We start from the raw sequence: 16,980 nt of genomic DNA, 5'->3' as shown, positions 1-16,980 counted from the left end.
GGAACGGATGCCCCTATCTCCATGTCGATCCCCCACCTCTCATTGCAAGACGCTCGCCACCTGCAACTGGCGGCCCAGGGGCTGCTGACCCCGCGCCGCGCCAGAGCAACCCCCGCCGACCTGCTCGCCTGCATTCGCCGCATGGCGTTGCTGCAGATAGACACCATCTCCGTGGTGGCCCGCAGCCCCTATCTGGTGCTGTTCAGCCGTCTCGGCCACTACGATCCGCGCTGGCTGGAACAACTGCTGGCCGATGGTGACCTCTTCGAATACTGGGCCCACGAGGCCTGTTTCGTCCCCCGGGAAGATTACCGGCTGCTGCGCCATCGCATGCTGGATCCCGCCGCCATGGGCTGGAAGTTCTCCGCCCAGTGGCTCAAGACCCACGGCGGCGAGATAGCGCAGATAGTGGAGCGCATTCGCCAGGATGGCCCGGTGCGGGCGGCAGACTTCGAGCGCAAGGGGGACAAGGGCAACGGCTGGTGGGACTGGAAGCCGGAGAAGCGCCACCTGGAGGTGCTGTTTACCGCAGGCCAGCTGATGGTGCGCGAACGGCGCAATTTCCAGCGGGTCTACGATCTCGCCGAGCGGGTCATGCCGGAGTGGAATGACGAGCGGGATCTGCCGAGTCCTGATCTCGCCCGGCGGGACATGGTGCGAGCCAGTTGCCGGGCGCTGGGGCTGGTCAAGACCGGCTGGGTGGCGGATTACTATCGCCTTAAACGGGGGAAATACGACGCCCTGCTCCACCAGCTGGCGGATGAGGGGGAGCTGTTGCCGGTACGAGTGGAGGGGTGGCAGCACGGAGCCTTCGTTCACGCCTCCCTGGACGATGAGCTGGTCCGGGCCCAGGCGGGCACCCTCAAGGCGAGCCACACCGCCGTGCTCTCGCCCTTTGACCCGCTGGTGTGGGATCGCAAGCGGGCCAGCGAGTTGTTTGGCTTTGACTATCGCATCGAGTGCTATACCCCGGCCCCCAAGCGCCAGTACGGTTATTTCGTGCTGCCGTTGCTGCATCGCGGCAAGCTGGTGGGCAGGATGGACGCCAAGGCCCATCGCAAGGAGGGGGTGTTTGAGGTCAAGAGCCTCTATCTGGAGCAAGGGGTCAGGATCACCCAGAGCCTGGCCCAGGATCTGGGCAAGGCCATCCAGAAGCTGGCGGAGTGGCACCAGACCCCGCTGCTGCGTTATGGCAACGTTCCTGCTCCCTTGCTGGCTCAATGGCAGGAGGTGGCATGCTGAGGAAGGACGCCTACCCTCGCATCAAGCCGGGCAGCACCAGCGTAACGGCCGCGGTGATGCGCTCGCGGATGTCGCTGCCCGGCGCCAGCAAGCCGAGCGCCATCTGGCGCAGGGGCTCCGCCATGGTCATCGCCAGCAGCAGATCGCTGGTCTGGGCGGCGTCCAGCTCCCGCAGCCAGCCCAGTTGTTGCTGGCGCTGCAACCACGCCGCCAGCGTCGCCCTGCCGCGGGCAATGCCGTTCTCCTGATAGGCCGCCAGCAGGGCATCCCGCCCCGCGAACTCATGCTGCAGCAGCCGGAACATGCCCACCGCCGGTGCGCTCAGCACCTGTCCCGCTATGGCCTGCAAGCCCTGCTCCAGCATCTCCCCCAGCGCGCCTGGGTGGGCGGCATCCTGCTCGAAGGCCGGTTGAAAGGCATCGGTCCAGCTGCGCACCGCCTGCGCCACCAGCTCGTCACGGTTGGCGGCGAAGCGGTAGAGGGTCTTCTTGGCGACCCCCGCCTCTTTGGCCACCGCATCCACGGTCGCGGCGCCGTAACCCCCCTTGAGCAACAAGGTCAGCGTCGCTTCGGCAAGGGCGGCGCGAAGGTCGGCTTCCGGGGTGACCGGACGGCCTCGTGAGCGTGTTTCTTCATCGTTCGGGTGCGACATATGGGCTCCTGGAAAGCATTGACAGACCCAGCATACAGGCATAGCGTAATTTAAGAAACGAACTTCGTTTCCTAAATTTATGGGAGTCATATCATGCATCCTTCTGCCCTGTTTGCCCCTTGGGGCGTCAATGACATCAACGAGTTGCTCAGCCCGCAACCCCTTCGCCTGGAAATGGGTCTGACCCGCAGCACCGACGGCCTGCTGACGGTCGCCATCCGCACCGATCTGCACGGCTGCAAGGGGCGCATGCTGGATTGGTGGTTCACCTTCTTCGAGACGACCCAGCACATCAGGTGGTGGCACCCCCACGATCATGTCGAGCACCGGGGCTGGGATCATCACTGGAAAAAAGGGGAGCGCTTCGTGGGAGCCAGCATAGAGGCTGTGGAGTGGCTTGCCGAGCTGCCGCCGGTGGCAGCTCGCCTCAAGTTCCACGGCGCCGAAGAGGTGTTCGCCCCGCAATCGCTACAGGAGGCGCGGGAGACGCAGGCTCTCTCTGCCGCCATCTGCGCCCGTATCGGCTTTGGCGACGAGGTAGCTCTGGATGGCAATGGTGCGCCGCTGGATGGCGAGATGCTGCACCTGGCGCGCGATACCCCATACGGCTGTGTGCTGCGCAGCCGCTTCCTGCTGGGCAAAGCCTGCGCCAACCCGTTTGACGAGGTGCCGGACGAGGTAGGTTTCAACCTGATGCGCCACTGCTACAGCGAATTCAGCTATCTGGCGCAGTTTCTGCCGTCGCTCTACTACGCGGAAAACGGTCGTGAACCGGCGCCGACGCTCTGGTGACGGGGCTGACAGTTGGCGCTGAATGTGGCTGAGTGCCTTGACACATCCAGTGGGAATGCCGGCTATCGGGCTGTGGCGTGAGCCGCGGAAGATGGTCATAAAAAAACCGGGCACTGGGCCCGGTTTGTTATGCAGTCAGGATGTGCTTACTGGAGCACCAGCACCATCAGCAGACCGACGGTGATGGCGGACACCAGGAAGGCGAAGCCATAGAACACATAGTGGTGCAGCTTGGTGGTGTGGATCCCCAGATCATGCAGGCCGTGGTAGATGCGGTGCATGCCGTGCCAGACGGGCAGGGCGATGATCACCAGCAGGATGCAGGCACCCCACCAGGAGCTGGCGAATGCCAGCACGCGCTCGTAGCTCATGGTCTCCACGTCCATGATGCCCATGGGCACCAGCAGACCTGTGATGAGGACAATGACCGGCAGCAGCATGGCAACCACCATGCCACCCGCACCAAACAGACCCCAGTAAATTGGCTCGTCAGAACGTCTCATATTTTTTCCTCAAATCATGATTGAGTGATCGTGGCCAACGTTTCTGAGTGAGAGCCCGGTACCAAACAGACACCAATAACCGGGTTCGTCAGAACGTCTCATTGTTTTCCCCTCAGGCCACGATGATCAGGACAAGCAGGGATACCGCCGCCAGCGCCACATACTGGGCGATGACGATCGGCTTCTCCGGCACCAGGTCTTCGCCACGGAAGATGCGCATGGCTTTCGGGGCCAGGGCGAACCAGGTCTTGGCGTGGAACAGGCAGGCTGCCAGGGCGATGACGTGGAACAGGATGGCAATGGGGCTCTGCAGGGATTCCAGCCAGCCATTGAATGCCTCCTGACCCTGTACCAGCCGCAGCAGACCCCACATCAGCACGACGGCGTAGATGGAGACGAAGATGCTGGTGCCTTCGCGGATCATGTAACCGGTGTAGAAGGCATTCTTCAGCCACCAGTCTTTTTTCATCTCGCGCACGTAAGGCTTACGTTTGCTCTCAGTGTTGTTCATGGTCTCACTCCTGGTCTCAATCCGGCTTGAACATGGCGATCATGTAGTCCTTGGCGCTCTCGACCTTGCCAAGCTGGATGGCGGCGGCCGGATCCACGCCTTTCGGGCACACTTCGGAGCAGTAGCCCACGAAGGTACAGCCCCAGACGCCCTCGTCCTGGCTGATGATCTTCATCCGCTCCCTGGACGCGCTGTCGCGATTGTCGGCGTTGTAGCGATAGGCCAGTGCCAGGGCCGCCGGACCGGTGAACTTCTTGTTGATGCCATATTGCGGGCAGGCCGCGTAGCACAGACCGCAGTTGATGCACATGGAGAACTGGTGATACTTCGCCATGTCAGCTGGGGTCTGGGTGTACTCGCCATCGCACAGGTTGCGCGGCTCGGACGGGATGATGTAGGGCTTGATGCTCTCCAGCTTCTCGATGAAGTCGGACATGTCGACCACCAGATCGCGCTCGATGGGGAAGTTGTTGAGCGGTTCGATAGTCATCTTGCCCGGCAGGTAATCCCGCAGGAAGGTCTTGCAACCGAGTTTCGGAATGCCGTTGACCATCATGCCGCAGGAGCCGCAGATCGCCATCCGGCAGGACCAGCGGAAGCTCAAGGTGGAGTCCAGATGATCCTTGATGTATTGCAGCGCATCCAGCAGGGACATCTCTTTGAGGTAGGGCACCTGGAAGGTCTGCATCCAGGGCTCGTTATCCTGCTCGGGACGGTAGCGCAGGATTTCAATTTCGATCATCTCAGCCATTCTTCTTAGCCTCGTCTTGTTTCTCACCCTCGGAACCGTACACGCGCTTGGCCGGTTGGGATTTAGTGATCTTCACATCGGAATAGTCGATGGTCGGGGCCCCTTCGCCGTTGTAGAAGGAGAGAGTGTGCTTGAGGAAGTTGACGTCATCGCGCTCCTCGTAACCGTCCAGACGCTGGTGGGAACCGCGGGACTCTTTGCGGTTGATGGCGGAGTGCGCCATGGCTTCCGCCACGTCCAGCATGTAGCCCAGCTCGATGGCGTACAGCAGGTCGGTGTTGAAGACCGAGGACTTGTCGTTGATCTTGATCTTCTTGTAACGGGCTTTCAGCTCGTTGATCTTGTCGATGGTGCCCTGCATCAGCTCTTCGGTACGGTAGATACCGACACCGGCTTCCATGGACATGCCCAGTTCGTTGCGGATATCCGCCGGGTTTTCGGTGCCGTCGATGTCCAGCAGGGAGAGGTGCTGCTTGATGAGCGCCTCGGCCTTGGCGACCAGCGCCTGGGTGTTGCCGTGTTGCTGGGTGGCGGCAAACTCGGCTGCCTGCTCACCGGCCACCTTGCCGAAGACCACGATCTCGGACAGGGAGTTGGAACCCAGACGGTTGGCGCCGTGCAGACCGACGGAGGCACATTCGCCAGCGGCATAGAGACCGGCCAGACGAGTGGCGCACTTGCCGTCGGTTTCGATGCCACCCATGGTGTAGTGGGCGGTCGGACGTACCGGAATCGGCTCTTTTACCGGATCCACACCCACATAGGCCTTGGCCAGTTCGCAGATGAAGGGCAGACGCTCTTTCAGGTACTTCTCGCCAAGGTGGCGCAGGTCGAGGTGAACCACGTCGCCCATGGGGCCCTGGATCACGCGGCCTTTTTGCTGCTCCTGCCAGAAGGCCTGGGAGAGACGGTCGCGCGGACCCAGCTCCATGTGCTTGTTCTTTGGCTGGCCGACCGGAGTTTCCGGGCCCAGACCGTAATCTTGCAGGTAGCGATAGCCATCCTTGTTGAGCAGGATGCCACCCTCACCACGACAACCTTCGGTCATCAGGATGCCGGTGCCCGGCAGACCGGTCGGGTGATACTGGACGAACTCCATGTCCCGCAGCGGTACGCCGTGGCGGTAGGCCAGGGCCATGCCGTCACCGGTGACGATGCCGCCGTTGGTGTTGTAGCGATAGACACGACCTGCGCCGCCGGTGGCCAGCACCACGGACTTGGCCTGGATGAAGCGGGTGATGCCGTTCTGGATGTCAAAGGTGACGACACCCTGGACGCGGCCATCTTCCACGATGAGATCCAGACAGAAGTGCTCGTCGAAGCGCTTGATGGTCGGGTACTTGATGGAGGTTTGGAACAGGGTGTGCAGGATGTGGAAGCCGGACTTGTCGGCGGCGAACCAGGTGCGGGGGATCTTCATCCCGCCGAAACGGCGCACGTTGGCCTTGCCGTCCGGTTTGCGGCTCCAGGGGCAACCCCAGTGCTCCAGCTGGATCATCTCGTTGGTGGCGTTGTTGACGAAGTACTCGACTACGTCCTGCTCACACAGCCAGTCACCACCGGAGACGGTGTCGTTGAAGTGGTTTTCCAGGGAATCGTCATCACGGACGACGCCTGCGGCGCCACCTTCGGCGGCCACGGTGTGGCTGCGCATCGGATAGACCTTGGAAATCAGGGCGATTTCCAGCTCCGGGTGGGCTTCTGCAATGGCGATTGCGGCACGCAGGCCACCGCCACCGGCACCGATGATGGCAACATCGGTCTTGATAATATCCACATCTGCCTCCTTAGGGATAGATTTGCTGGGCACGATTTTGCTCTATGAAAAAAATTCAGGCTTGATGCAAGTCAAACTGCTTTGTTTTAGTGCTTGGCAACGGTGATTTTTATTACAACCACCCCATTCCTTGGATGAAAATGCCGTCATTATCGCCATCCATCAGTGATCTGGATCAGCCGTACTCGTTACTCTGGTGATTTTAACTCCAAGATTATACGTAGTTTTCTTTCAAAAAAATGAGAAATGCCTCTCTTTTTGGGTATTGCCCATAAAGTTTTTAAGTTTTTTATCAAAACAGTTTAATGATAACTATTATCACGATGACATATCGAGGTTAGGCATCAAAAAAGTAATGCGAATATAGCCATGACAGACTGGGCCCGTCTCCCACACATGGGCAAAAGGAGATGTCGATCACAGGGTTGAGGGTCTCGAAAGGGGATTATAACCGTTGAAACAAAAAGGGTTTATAAAAAAAAGGGGCCTGAACGGCCCCTTTCTTCCCATGGTCGATCAGATGCGGAACATGCCGACCTGATTATTCAATTCACCTGAAATATTTTTAAGCTGGGCCGACAGATTGCGGGAGCTGTCCGCATCCACTGCCAGCTCGTCCGAGACATCCTTGACCGCCTGAATGTTGCGGCTCACCTCGTCGGTGACGGCACGCTGTTCCTCTGCGGCGCTGGAGATCTGGGTCGCCATGTCGGAGATCTGGTTGATGGAGGTGGTGATCTGCTCCAGCGCCTGGGTCGCATCGTTGGCATCTTCCACGCTGTTCTGGGCCAGCAGCTGACCCTCGTGCATGGTACTGACGGCGCCCTGGGTGTTGCGCTGCAGGGTCTCGATCATGCTGCGGATCTCGACGGTGGAGCTGTGGGTGCGCTGGGAAAGCACCCGCACCTCGTCGGCCACCACGGCAAAGCCGCGTCCCTGCTCGCCAGCCCGGGCGGCCTCGATGGCGGCGTTGAGCGCCAGCAGGTTGGTCTGCTCGGCGATGCCCTGGATGGTGGAGAGGATGGTGTTGATCTCCTGGGCGTTCTTCTCCAGTTCCTGAATGATGCCGGAGGCCTGCTTGACCTGGGTGGCGAGATCCGTGATGGAGCGCTGGTTGCGGGCAATCACCTGCTTGCCGTGCTCGCAACTGCTGGAGGAGCTGCGGGCCGCTTCCGCGGTCTGCTCGGCGTTGCTGGCCACTTCGACGGCGGTGGCGGACATCTCGTGCACTGCGGTCGCAATCTGGGAGATCTCGTTTTGCTGGCGGGCCAGCCCCTGGTTGGATTTCTCCGCCATGTCGTGGGAAGACCTGGCCTGCTGGTTGAGCTGGGTGGAGGAGTTGGAGATGTCCTGCACCATAACGTGGATGCGCTCGATGAAGGTGTTGACGTGCTTGGCGACGGTACCGACCTCGTCTTCACGCTCGATCTTGATGCGACGGGTGAGATCGCCGTTGCCGCGGGAGAGATCGGCAATGGCCTCGCCCAGGGTTTTCAGCGGCGCCAGGGAGCCGTTGATGGCGACATAGGAGAAGCCCGCCACGATGAGGATGGTCAGCAATCCCTGGATGAGGGCGGAGGTGACCATGCGGGAGACGGACTGGTAGGCGACCGCTTCGTCCACCACGATGCCGAAATACCAGTTGGTGTTGGGGATCTCGGTGAGGTCGAACACGCTCGCCTTGCCGCTGATATCCATCTCGGAGATGGTGTTGTCATGGGCCAGCTCGTTGACCTTGGCTGCCGTCAGTTCCGGGGAGATGGCGGTGGCGGGTTTGAGGGTCAGATCCTTGTCCGGATGGGCGATGATGGTGCCGTTGCTGTCCACCAGAATGGCATAGGTGCCTTCCGAGTTCATGGCAAGCACGTCTTTCACCAGACCGTCGATGGAGACGTCACCGGCGATGACGCCGTCGGTGTTGCCGCGACTGAAGGGCTCGGCGATGGTGATGATGAGCTGGCCGGTGGTGATGTCGGCATAGGGGGCCGTGATGGCGAGCTTGCCGGCGGCCATGGCGTCCTTGTACCAGGGGCGCTGGCGCGGATCATAGCCGGCCGGCAGATCGGTCGGCTTGCTCTGGATCATCCGGCCATCCTTGGTGCCCACGTAGACGAGATCGAAGTTGCCCGCATTCATGGACTGGGCCAGGTGGCTGAGGGGCTCGTCTTCCTTGGCGAAGGCTTCCTTGGTGGCGGTGACGAGATTGATGCGGGCGTCGAGCCAGCGGGAGATCCCCTTGACGTTGGCGACCGAGCTGTCGTCGATGAAGCTCCAGATCAGCCGCTGGGTTTCACTGCGCAACTGGGAGGTGTTGTACCAGACCTGCAGGCCGGTGATGACCAGAATGATGGCCCCGATGGAGAGGACCAGCTTGTTCTTGATGGATAGGTTCATGTTTACATCCTTGTGAGCGTCAGTCAGAGATCCATGGTGTTTGTTATTGTTATGAGCCAACTCTGTATCGGCTGGCTATGGACTTTATGTATCCCGGTGCACCGCATTTTTTCAATTCTTTTCACCTCCTTGTGGCCTGCCAGGCCGCGCCGATACTCAGCTGAATCGATCTGGCCGGTTGGTGAAGATGCCATCGACACCCATGCTGGCGAGGGCGCTCCCATCACTCACTTCGTCGACTGTATAGACCAGGATCTTGAGCCCCCGGCGATGGGCATCCGCCACCAGGGTCTCGTCGACGAAATCCACGTCGCAGTTCAGTGACCAGGCCCCCAGCGTTTCGGCGAAGGCGGCGCCGTCGAGGGGCAGGCTGGCCATGAGGGCGCCGATCCTGATTTCCGGTCGCAGTCCCTTGAAGCGTAACAGCTCGGGATGATGAAAGGAGGAAACGATCCAGTGCGCCTGGGTAAAGCCAAGCTCGGCCTCGGCCCGCCTGGTCAGGGCGGCCACCGGCTCGGCGGTGTGGGCGCCCTTGAGCTCGATGTGCAGTTCGCAGCGCCCCGCCACCAGTGCCATCACTTGCCACAGGGTCGGGATCCGCTCCCCGTCCCCCGCATCCAGGCTCGCCAGGTACTCCCGGGATTGCCCGGTCAGCACACCCTGGCCGTTGGTACAGCGCTCGAGCCGCCGGTCGTGGAAGACCCAGAGCTCTCCGTCGGCCCACTGCACGTCCAGCTCGATGGCTTTGGCACCCAGATCCAGCGCCAGGCTCATCGCCTTGAGGGTATTCTCCGGGGCCAGGTCGCTGGCACCGCGATGGGCAATGATCTGCATGATGGCTCCTGTTGTCGTCTTTGGGGGCTTCATCCCCGGCTCATCCGGATGTCGATCTGCTGATGTGGCAGATGCATGCCGACCTGGCCGAGTTTCTCCAGGATCAGGGAATGTACCTCATGTGTAATGGGCATCCGGTGATCCATGTTGTTGACGTAGAGCCGGATCTCGTAGATGAGGGCCGAGTCGGTGAACTCGATGAGGAACACCTCCGGGGCGGGCGTATCCAGCACCAGGGTGGATTCGCGCACGCTCTGCTCCAGCAGTTGCTGTACCTGCTTGGGATTCTGGGTCAGGCCGATGCGAATGCGCAAGCGGACCCGGGTGATGGCATCGGACAGGGACCAGTTGATGAACTGCTCGGTGATGAAGGCCTTGTTGGGGACGATGATCTCCTTCCTGTCCCAGTCCACTATGGTGGTGGCGCGGGTCTTGATCTTGGTGACGGTGCCGGTGAGATCACGGATGGTGACGGTGTCACCCAGGCGGATCGGTTTTTCGAACAGGATGATGAGGCCGGAGACGAAGTTGGCGAAGATCTCCTGCAAGCCGAAGCCCAGCCCCACAGAGAGTGCCGCCACCAGCCACTGGGTCTTGGACCAGTCGATGCCGAGCATGGAGAAGCCGGTGAGAGCGCCAATCAGCAGTACCAGGTACTTGCTCACCGTGGTGAGGGCGAAGCCGGTGCCTGGGGAGAGGCTCAGGTGCTGGAGCAGGGTGAGCTCCATCAACCCTGGCAGGTTGCGGGCGGTGACCACCGTCAGGATGAAGGCGAAGACGGTTAGCATCAGATCCTGCAGGGTGATGGCGGAGAGCTGCTCGATGCCGGCCACCTTGCTGCTCACCTGCCACACCTCGATGCTGCTGAGGAAGCTGAATGCCGAGTTGAGATCCGACCATTGCACCACCACCAGCATGGTGAAGCCCAGCATCAGCAGGGTGCGCACCAGGCCGAGGGACTGGGCGCTGATGGTATCCAGATCCAGCTCGGGCTCCTCCACCACATCGGGGATCTCGGAGCTGAGATCGTCCTCTTCCCGCTCCCGCTGCGCCAGGATCTCGGCCCGCTTCTGCTTGGCGCGATCGAAGGCGAGTCGGCGGCGCTGGATCAGCATCCAGCGGTGGGCCAGATAGTAGACGAGCAGGCAGCCGAGCCCCGCCAGCAGGCTCAGCTCCAGCTGGCGCAGCAGGGTGCGGGAGGTGTAGAAGTAGCCGAACAGGGCGCCCAGCACCGCCAGCAGCGGGGCCAGCATCAGGCTGTTCCAGATGAAGTGGTGCAGCAGATGGGGCTTGGTCATGTCTGCCTGACCCCAGGTGAGGGGCAGTTTTTCCCGGTTGAGGCGGGCAAAGAAGAGCAGCAGCCAGAGGGCCCCGATGATGAAGGCGAGGCGTCCCAGGGAGTCGTAGAAGGCGTGCTCCTGATAGCTGCTCGCCATGCCCTGCACGAAGAAGCTCGGGATCAGCACCAGCAGCAGGGTACGAAACTGTCCCCACACTCGCTGCACCCGCTCCTTCTGCCAGCGGAAGTGGAGGATGAGGATCCCCTTCTCCAGGGTGAGGTGGCGCGCCACCAGCAGGGCCAGCAGCAGGAACCAGATTTCACCCAGGCCCCGGGCCACCGCCACCGCGAAGGGATATTGCCAGGCGCCGTCCAGCAGGCCGTGCACCATGAGCACCATGGCGGGCAGCGGCAGGGCGGCGAGCACGGAGCGCACCAGCAACCGGCTGGTGAGGCTGAACTTGTCCTGGGTTACCTTGCCGATGCGCGGGGCAATGTAGTGGCTGTATTGAAGGAGGTGGCGGGCCAGTTTCAACCAGCACCAGGCCAGCCCCAGCAGCCCGAGGCCAGCCAGGGTCAGGCTCAGGGGGTTGTTCTCGGCGATGGCCCTGGGCAGTTGCAGCCAGTTGGCCGGGTTGAAGGCAAGGCCGAGGGCGGCCGGGACGCCGAGCAGCACCGCCGGGCTCAGGGGGCGCACGTCCGGCATCCAGAACAGATGGCTGGCGCTGAGTTCGCGGATCTCGTCGATCTTGCTGTTCTGGCGGCTGTAGAGCAGCTTGAGGCGGGTCTGCTCCTGAATGAGGGTGTCGGAGGCATCGTTGAGCCGGGTCAGCAGTTGTCGCCTCGCCTTGAGCAGGTTATCCAGCACGGCGCGCTGGGCCCTGTCCAGGGTGATGTCGTCTCCACTGAGCAGGCTGTTGCGCAGTTGCACCGGATCCTTCAGGGCATCCTGCTCGGTCTCGTACTGGTATTTGGCCATGCGCGCCTTGACGATGGCGGACTCCAGCCGCTCCAGCGGGAAGTAGGCGGGCAGATCGGCCAGCTTGCTGCGCAGGTTCTCGCCGTAGGCGTTGCTTATCTGCAACCACTCCAGCTGTTCGCGCACCGAATTGACCAGCTCGTTGAGCCCGGAGAGGGAGGTGTCCACCCCCCGTTGCTCGTCCTGCACCCGTTCAATCTGGTCCTCGAGAGCCCCCAGTTGGAGGGAGAGGGCCTGGTTTTGCTGCTGTTGCTCCTGCAAGAGGGGGAGGTCAGAGGTGAGCTGGCGGCGCAGGCGTTCGCTCTCGGCCAGGGCCTGCTCGGTCTTGTCCCGGCGCAGCTGGTTCTGCTGGGCAAGCAGACTGGTCTGCCACTCATCCTCGTCGGTGATGGCGAGGTTGAGCTCCTGCAGCTTGAGCTTGCCCAGATCGTTGCGCTGCTGGGCGGAGAGCTGCTCCAGCTCCAGCATCTGGATCCGGTCGGAGAGGCTCTGCTCTTTGAGTCGGGTGGCCAGTTGCTGGGCCTCCTGCAACCTGTCCGACTCGTTGCTGAAGCTCAGGCGATCGAGCAGGGAGCGGGTCTGGAGCAACTGCTTGCGCAACTCGTCGACCCGCAGGTGATATTCCTGGCCCGTGCTCTCAAGCTGGTTGAGGCTGTCGGTCACCGCCTGACGCTCCTTGCGCAGGTTGAGCTGGCGGTTGCTGCTCAGGCTGATGGCCTGGCGAAGGGCATCCTCCTTGAGGGAGGAGAGGGACGGGCGGGACTGGGGCTGATAGTTGTGCAGCCCCTCCTTGAGACGGGCGGACTCCTTGGGGTAGTCGATGAGGATCTGCTGGTAGGCCTTGCCCTGTTCCCGGTAGCGCTGGGCATCCCGGGCATATTGCAGCGCCTGCTGGTAGCTCTCCCGCAGTTGCTGGTTTTCCGGGGTATCCGTCTTGGGGACGCTTTGCAGCAGCTCCTCTACCTGAGTGATGGCATCATCGGCCTGGACAGCGGAGAAGGGGAACAGGCTGAGACAGAGCATCAGACAGAGCAAGCGTTGCAACATGGCGCACGTTTCCGTTCAGGAGAAGTCGCCCTAGCCTAAAGCAGGGGCCGGGGCGGGTAAAGCCCTCAAGATGAATGATCCACGGCACAAATAACGGGTGATCCGGGTCTTGTTTGGCTATTATTCTGGCCGTTCCCCTTCATTGAGCAATTTATGTCCTCCGTCGATCTGGGCACGGCCCCCCTTTCCCGCCTCTTCTTGCGTTACGTCACCCCCACGGTGGCCGCCATGCTGGTCACCGGCATCTATGTCACCATTGACGGCATCTTCGTCGGCCATATCCTGGGCCAGGACGGGCTGGCCGGCATGATGCTGGCGTACCCCATCTGCGCCGTGCTCTACGCGGTGGGTGCCCTGATCGGCATGGGATCCTCGTCGCTGGCCTCCTTCTATCTGGGCAAGGGGGAGCAGGCTAGGGCGCGCCACATCGTCGGCAATGCCCTGGTGATGGTGCTCATCGCCTCCGCGCTGCTCGCCTTCATTGGCATTCGTTACGGCAAGGCCATGCTTGTCTGGATGGGGGCGCAGGGGGTCATCTTCGACGCAGGCTTCGCCTATCTGCAGTGGTACGCCTGGCTCGGGGTGTTCGCGGTGCTCTCCATGGCCTTTACCGCCCTGCTGCGCAACGACGGGCGACCCGGCCTCACCACCTGGATCCTGGTGGGGGGCGGCGTGCTCAACGTGCTGCTCGACTACCTGCTGATGGCGGTGATCCCCTGGGGGCTGGCGGGGGCCGCCATCGCGACCATGCTCTCCCAGGCGGTCACCGGGGGCCTGTGCCTGTGGCACTTCTTCACCCCCCGCAGCCAGTTGCGCATTCGCTGGGATACCCTGGTGCCCGACTGGCGGCTGATGGGGGAGACATTGCGACTCGGGGTGTCGAGTTTTCTGATGTACCTCTACCTCTCGGTGGTGCTGGCGCTGCACAACAAGGCGCTGCTCTCGGTGGGCACTTCGCTGCACGTGGCCGCCTATGGGGTCATCAGCTACAGCGAGGCCTTCTTCTATCTCATCTTCGAGGGGATCGCCATGGGCATCCAGCCTATCGCCAGCTTCAATGCCGGGGCGGGCAACTGGTCGCGAGTACTGCGGGTACGCAACCTGGCATTGGGAGTGACCATGGCGGTGGCACTGTGCGGGATGATCCCGCTGTATCTGTGGCCGGAGGCAGTGGTTTATCTGTTTGCGGGGGACAATGCTGCCCTGTTGCCGGTAGCCAGCCTCGGTATCTGGCTCTACTTCTGGGGGCTGCCCATGGAAGGCTTGCTGCTGGTGGGGGCCACCTATTTCCAGGCCATCAACCGGGCCCGCATCGCTTCCCTGCTCACCGGCGGCAAGTTGGTGCTGATCGGCGGTTTCCTGTGGGGCTTCTCCTCCCTGTGGGGAGTGGCCGGTGTCTGGCTGGCGCTGCCTACTTGCAGCACTCTGCTGGTCCTGGTGATGTGGCGGGTGATGAACAGGGAGGGGCGCCAGCACAGCGCTGCCTGAGATGTGGTCATGCGTCCATGAAAAAGGCAGCCTCGGCTGCCTTTTTCATTCCCTGCCTGTGGGCGGCAGGTCGCCGGCCTCAGGGCTTGAAGGCGCCGATAAAGATGGCGGGGTCGACGCGGGCGTCGTTGAGGCTGACGTTCCAGTGCATGTGGGGACCGGTGGCGCGGCCGGTGGCGCCGACCCGGCCGACGATGCCGCCGCGGGGCAGGCTCTGGCCCAGTTTCACGTCCACCTTCGACATGTGACAGAACATGCTGATGAGGCCCTGGCCGTGGTCGACGAACACCGTATTGCCGTTGAAGAAGTAGTTGCCGATGAGGATGACCTTGCCAGCGGCTGGTGCCTTGATGGGAGTGCCGGCTCCGACCGCGAAGTCGAGTCCGGAGTGGGGGTTGCGCTCCTCGCCGTTGAAGAAGCGGCGCAGCCCGAAGGGACTGGAGAGCGGGCCCTGGACCGGCTTGTCAAACAGCAGGTTGCTCGGCTGAGCCGGGCTGAAGGTCTGGTAGGCGCGGGTCTGTTCGGCAAGCTCCCGGTTGATGCGGGTCATGTCTTCGGCCAGCGGATTGACCTGGCGGCTGTTCTTGAGCTTGATGTGCTGCTCACGGTAGTGCTTGGTGCCGACTTTGAAACTCAAGGTGCGGCCATCGCTGGTGGTCACCTGATGGGGGCCGGGCGCGCTCTTGAGCGGGATGCCGACGATGGCGATCCACGTCTTCCCGTCTTCCTGTACCACCAGCACAGGCTTGTCCTGATAGCGCACTGCGGGCGCCTTGGCCCCGCTTCCCAGTGGTACCACGGCCACGCCCCCCGGCACCGGGTGGTTGAGCAAGCGGCTGATAAACCCCGGTTCGGCGTGAAGCGCAGGGCTGCCGAGCAGCAGGAGAAGAAAGAAGAGGCGGCGCATGATGGCTCCATCGGATCAGGGGGAAAGCAAGAGGGGGGAGATGATGCCACATTCTGGCGGTGCTGTCCGTCAACCGTGGCCGATAAACTCGTCGGCTGCGGCCCAGAAAGACGCAACGGACACGCCATTGCAGCGAGGTGAATGCTCTGGTTGCGGGTGCCCGCCTTCCCTTCGACCTTGCCAGCCTGATCAGGGGGCCGCTGCGCTACAGCTTCTCGGGGGTGCTCGCGAGCGACAACCGCTTCATTACCACCAGCCTGGCCGGTGTCGGGGTGGGCATGGTCGAGCAGGGGGCCCTGACCCCTATTCCATTCGATACCGCCATCGCGGTACCCTACTCGGCGGCGACCCAGGCCACCGACTACAAGGTGAGGCTCTACCCGACCCGGCTGCCGGGCCAGGTAGTACGCACCGGCCCCTACACCGGCACCATCATGGTCACGGTGAGCGTGCCCTGAGGAGACGCCGCTTCGCCCCTATTTTTCGACGAGGTCAATGATGAACAGTGACAGGGCCCTGCGCCACGAACCCAAACGCCATGGCATAGGACAGGGCTGGATCTGGATCCGCACCGGATTCGACATCTTCAACAAGGGGATGGGTGCCAGCGTGGCCATGATAGTGCTCTGGTTTGTGGTGGGCATCGTGCTGGATCAACTGCCGGCGGGGGGCTTGATCTCCCAGTTGCTCTACATGGTGTGGGGGGCTGGCTGGGTGGCGGTGGCGCGGCGAGGTCACCAAGGCGAGGCGCTGCAATTTGGCGACTTCTTTGCCGGTTTCCGCCATCGGTTGACCCCCTTGATGCTGGGGGGCCTGATGGTGCTCGGCCTCATCATGGGGATCCTGATGATCTGCGTGTTCCTGCTGCACCAGTGGGGACTCACCGGCCTGTTGTCCGCGGATCCGGGCTCCCTGGCGCTGACCCCGGAGCAGGCACGGGGCTTCCTCGTGTGCGCCCTGGTGGGACTGGCACTGTTCGTTCCCGTGCTGATGGCCATCACCTTCGCCCCCGCCCTTATCCTCTTCCATCAGGTCGGGGTCTGGCAGGCTGCCCGGCTCAGCTTCAAGGGATGTCTGCGCAACATGTGGCCCTTCCTCTGGTGGGGGCTGCTCGGGGCCGTGCTGATCTTCTTTGGCGCACTCCTGATGCTGGTGGGCCTGCTGGTGGTGCTGCCTGCCATCAACTACTCCATCTATGCCGCCTATCACGACATCTATCTGGAGGATCAGGAGGCCGAGGAGGGAGAGACCCCGGTCAAGGCATTCGGTTTCGAAGCCTGACCGGCACAGGATGGAGCAAAGAGGGGCCGCGAGGCTAATGCCGATCAGTTAAGGATCCATTGACCGATCCTCAGGCTGTGTAAGAATCCGAAACTCCTTGTTGGGTTTCGGATTTTTTTATGCGTATCGACCAAGCTCTCGACTTCATTCACGCCTGTCCTCCCGGAAAGTTTGAGTCCCTGTCTGACCTGCTGTCACCTGAACTGGTGCAGGCTTGCTTGGCCGAGACGGGCTCCGTCTCCTTGCGCCGACGGCGCATGCCCATGGAGCGGGTGCTATGGGCCATTATCGGGATGTCCTTGTTTCGTCATGTCCCTATGGCCCAGCTGGCCAACCAGCTCGATATCCTGTTACCCGGCGACCGGCCGTTTGTCGTCCCCAGCGCCTTCATCCAGGCGCGCCAAAAACTGGCTGACCAAGCCGTTCGACAGGTGTTCCAGCAGACCGCCACACTCTGGCATCAGCAGTGTCAGCACCCCACCTGGGCCGGCTTGCAGCTGCTGGCCGTGGACGGGGTGGTCTGGCGCACGCCCGATACTCCGG

15 protein-coding genes are annotated in these 16,980 nt (G+C 62.1%); 6 read left to right on the top strand and 9 right to left on the bottom strand.

Going from position 1 to position 16,980, the window contains the following annotated elements:
• Window positions 1-21: 21 nt before the first annotated feature.
• On the top strand, window positions 22-1,242 hold the full coding sequence (locus PG892_RS00735) for a winged helix-turn-helix domain-containing protein (RefSeq protein ID WP_010673800.1): 1,221 nt from the start codon (window positions 22-24) through the stop codon (window positions 1,240-1,242).
• Window positions 1,243-1,252: 10 nt separating this feature from the next.
• Here the strand turns inward: PG892_RS00735 and PG892_RS00730 are convergent, their stop codons facing one another.
• Window positions 1,253-1,894: a TetR/AcrR family transcriptional regulator gene (locus tag PG892_RS00730; protein WP_010673801.1), complete on the bottom strand. Its 642-nt coding sequence runs from the start codon at window positions 1,892-1,894 to the stop codon at window positions 1,253-1,255.
• Window positions 1,895-1,987: 93 nt separating this feature from the next.
• On the opposite strand from PG892_RS00730, the gene PG892_RS00725 reads away from it, so the two are divergent.
• Window positions 1,988-2,686 (top strand): DAPG hydrolase family protein, encoded by a 699-nt coding sequence (locus tag PG892_RS00725; RefSeq protein ID WP_010673802.1) that lies wholly within the window; start codon window positions 1,988-1,990, stop codon window positions 2,684-2,686.
• A gap of 146 nt (window positions 2,687-2,832) precedes the next feature.
• Here PG892_RS00725 and frdD read toward each other — a convergent pair whose 3' ends face one another.
• The 7 genes from frdD to mscM form a co-directional block, all read right to left on the bottom strand.
• Window positions 2,833-3,189, bottom strand: a complete 357-nt coding sequence (frdD, locus tag PG892_RS00720; RefSeq protein ID WP_010673803.1) for a fumarate reductase subunit FrdD — start codon at window positions 3,187-3,189, stop codon at window positions 2,833-2,835.
• Window positions 3,190-3,301: 112 nt separating this feature from the next.
• Window positions 3,302-3,700: a hypothetical protein gene (locus PG892_RS00715; protein ID WP_010673804.1), complete on the bottom strand. Its 399-nt coding sequence runs from the start codon at window positions 3,698-3,700 to the stop codon at window positions 3,302-3,304.
• 16 nt (window positions 3,701-3,716) lie between these two features.
• Entirely contained in the window at window positions 3,717-4,451 is a 735-nt protein-coding gene (locus PG892_RS00710) for a succinate dehydrogenase/fumarate reductase iron-sulfur subunit (protein ID WP_010673805.1), read from the bottom strand.
• Complete coding sequence (frdA, locus tag PG892_RS00705; RefSeq protein ID WP_010673806.1) at window positions 4,444-6,228, bottom strand: fumarate reductase (quinol) flavoprotein subunit; 1,785 nt, start codon at window positions 6,226-6,228, stop codon at window positions 4,444-4,446. The genes PG892_RS00710 and frdA overlap by 8 nt, the downstream gene beginning before the upstream one ends.
• A 516-nt stretch (window positions 6,229-6,744) precedes the next feature.
• Entirely contained in the window at window positions 6,745-8,622 is a 1,878-nt protein-coding gene (locus PG892_RS00700; protein ID WP_010673807.1) for a methyl-accepting chemotaxis protein, read from the bottom strand.
• 156 nt (window positions 8,623-8,778) lie between these two features.
• Window positions 8,779-9,456 (bottom strand): glycerophosphodiester phosphodiesterase, encoded by a 678-nt coding sequence (locus tag PG892_RS00695; RefSeq protein ID WP_010673808.1) that lies wholly within the window; start codon window positions 9,454-9,456, stop codon window positions 8,779-8,781.
• 29 nt (window positions 9,457-9,485) lie between these two features.
• Window positions 9,486-12,761, bottom strand: coding sequence for a miniconductance mechanosensitive channel MscM (gene mscM / locus PG892_RS00690; RefSeq protein ID WP_010673809.1), 3,276 nt, complete (start codon window positions 12,759-12,761; stop codon window positions 9,486-9,488).
• A 153-nt stretch (window positions 12,762-12,914) separates the two neighbouring features.
• Between mscM and PG892_RS00685 the strand changes: the two genes are divergently transcribed.
• Complete coding sequence (locus PG892_RS00685; protein ID WP_010673810.1) at window positions 12,915-14,249, top strand: MATE family efflux transporter; 1,335 nt, start codon at window positions 12,915-12,917, stop codon at window positions 14,247-14,249.
• A 79-nt stretch (window positions 14,250-14,328) separates the two neighbouring features.
• Here the strand turns inward: PG892_RS00685 and PG892_RS00680 are convergent, their stop codons facing one another.
• Entirely contained in the window at window positions 14,329-15,156 is an 828-nt protein-coding gene (locus PG892_RS00680; RefSeq protein ID WP_010673811.1) for a M23 family metallopeptidase, read from the bottom strand.
• Window positions 15,157-15,293: 137 nt separating this feature from the next.
• Here PG892_RS00680 and PG892_RS00675 point away from each other — a divergent pair, with 137 nt between their 5' ends.
• From PG892_RS00675 to PG892_RS00665, 3 genes are all read left to right on the top strand, one after another.
• Window positions 15,294-15,614 (top strand): hypothetical protein, encoded by a 321-nt coding sequence (locus tag PG892_RS00675; RefSeq protein ID WP_010673812.1) that lies wholly within the window; start codon window positions 15,294-15,296, stop codon window positions 15,612-15,614.
• Between the two features lie 40 nt (window positions 15,615-15,654).
• Window positions 15,655-16,437, top strand: a complete 783-nt coding sequence (locus PG892_RS00670) for a BPSS1780 family membrane protein (protein WP_010673813.1) — start codon at window positions 15,655-15,657, stop codon at window positions 16,435-16,437.
• A gap of 119 nt (window positions 16,438-16,556) precedes the next feature.
• Window positions 16,557-16,980: transposase domain-containing protein (locus tag PG892_RS00665; RefSeq protein ID WP_270825077.1), on the top strand; the 424-nt coding region annotated here is incomplete at its 3' end.

This window comes from Aeromonas sp. QDB68 (assembly GCF_027707405.1).
GTDB classification, from domain to species: domain Bacteria; phylum Pseudomonadota; class Gammaproteobacteria; order Enterobacterales; family Aeromonadaceae; genus Aeromonas; species Aeromonas caviae.
The sequence above is the reverse complement of the archived record's forward strand: the minus strand, read 5'-3'. Positions and strand labels throughout refer to the sequence as shown.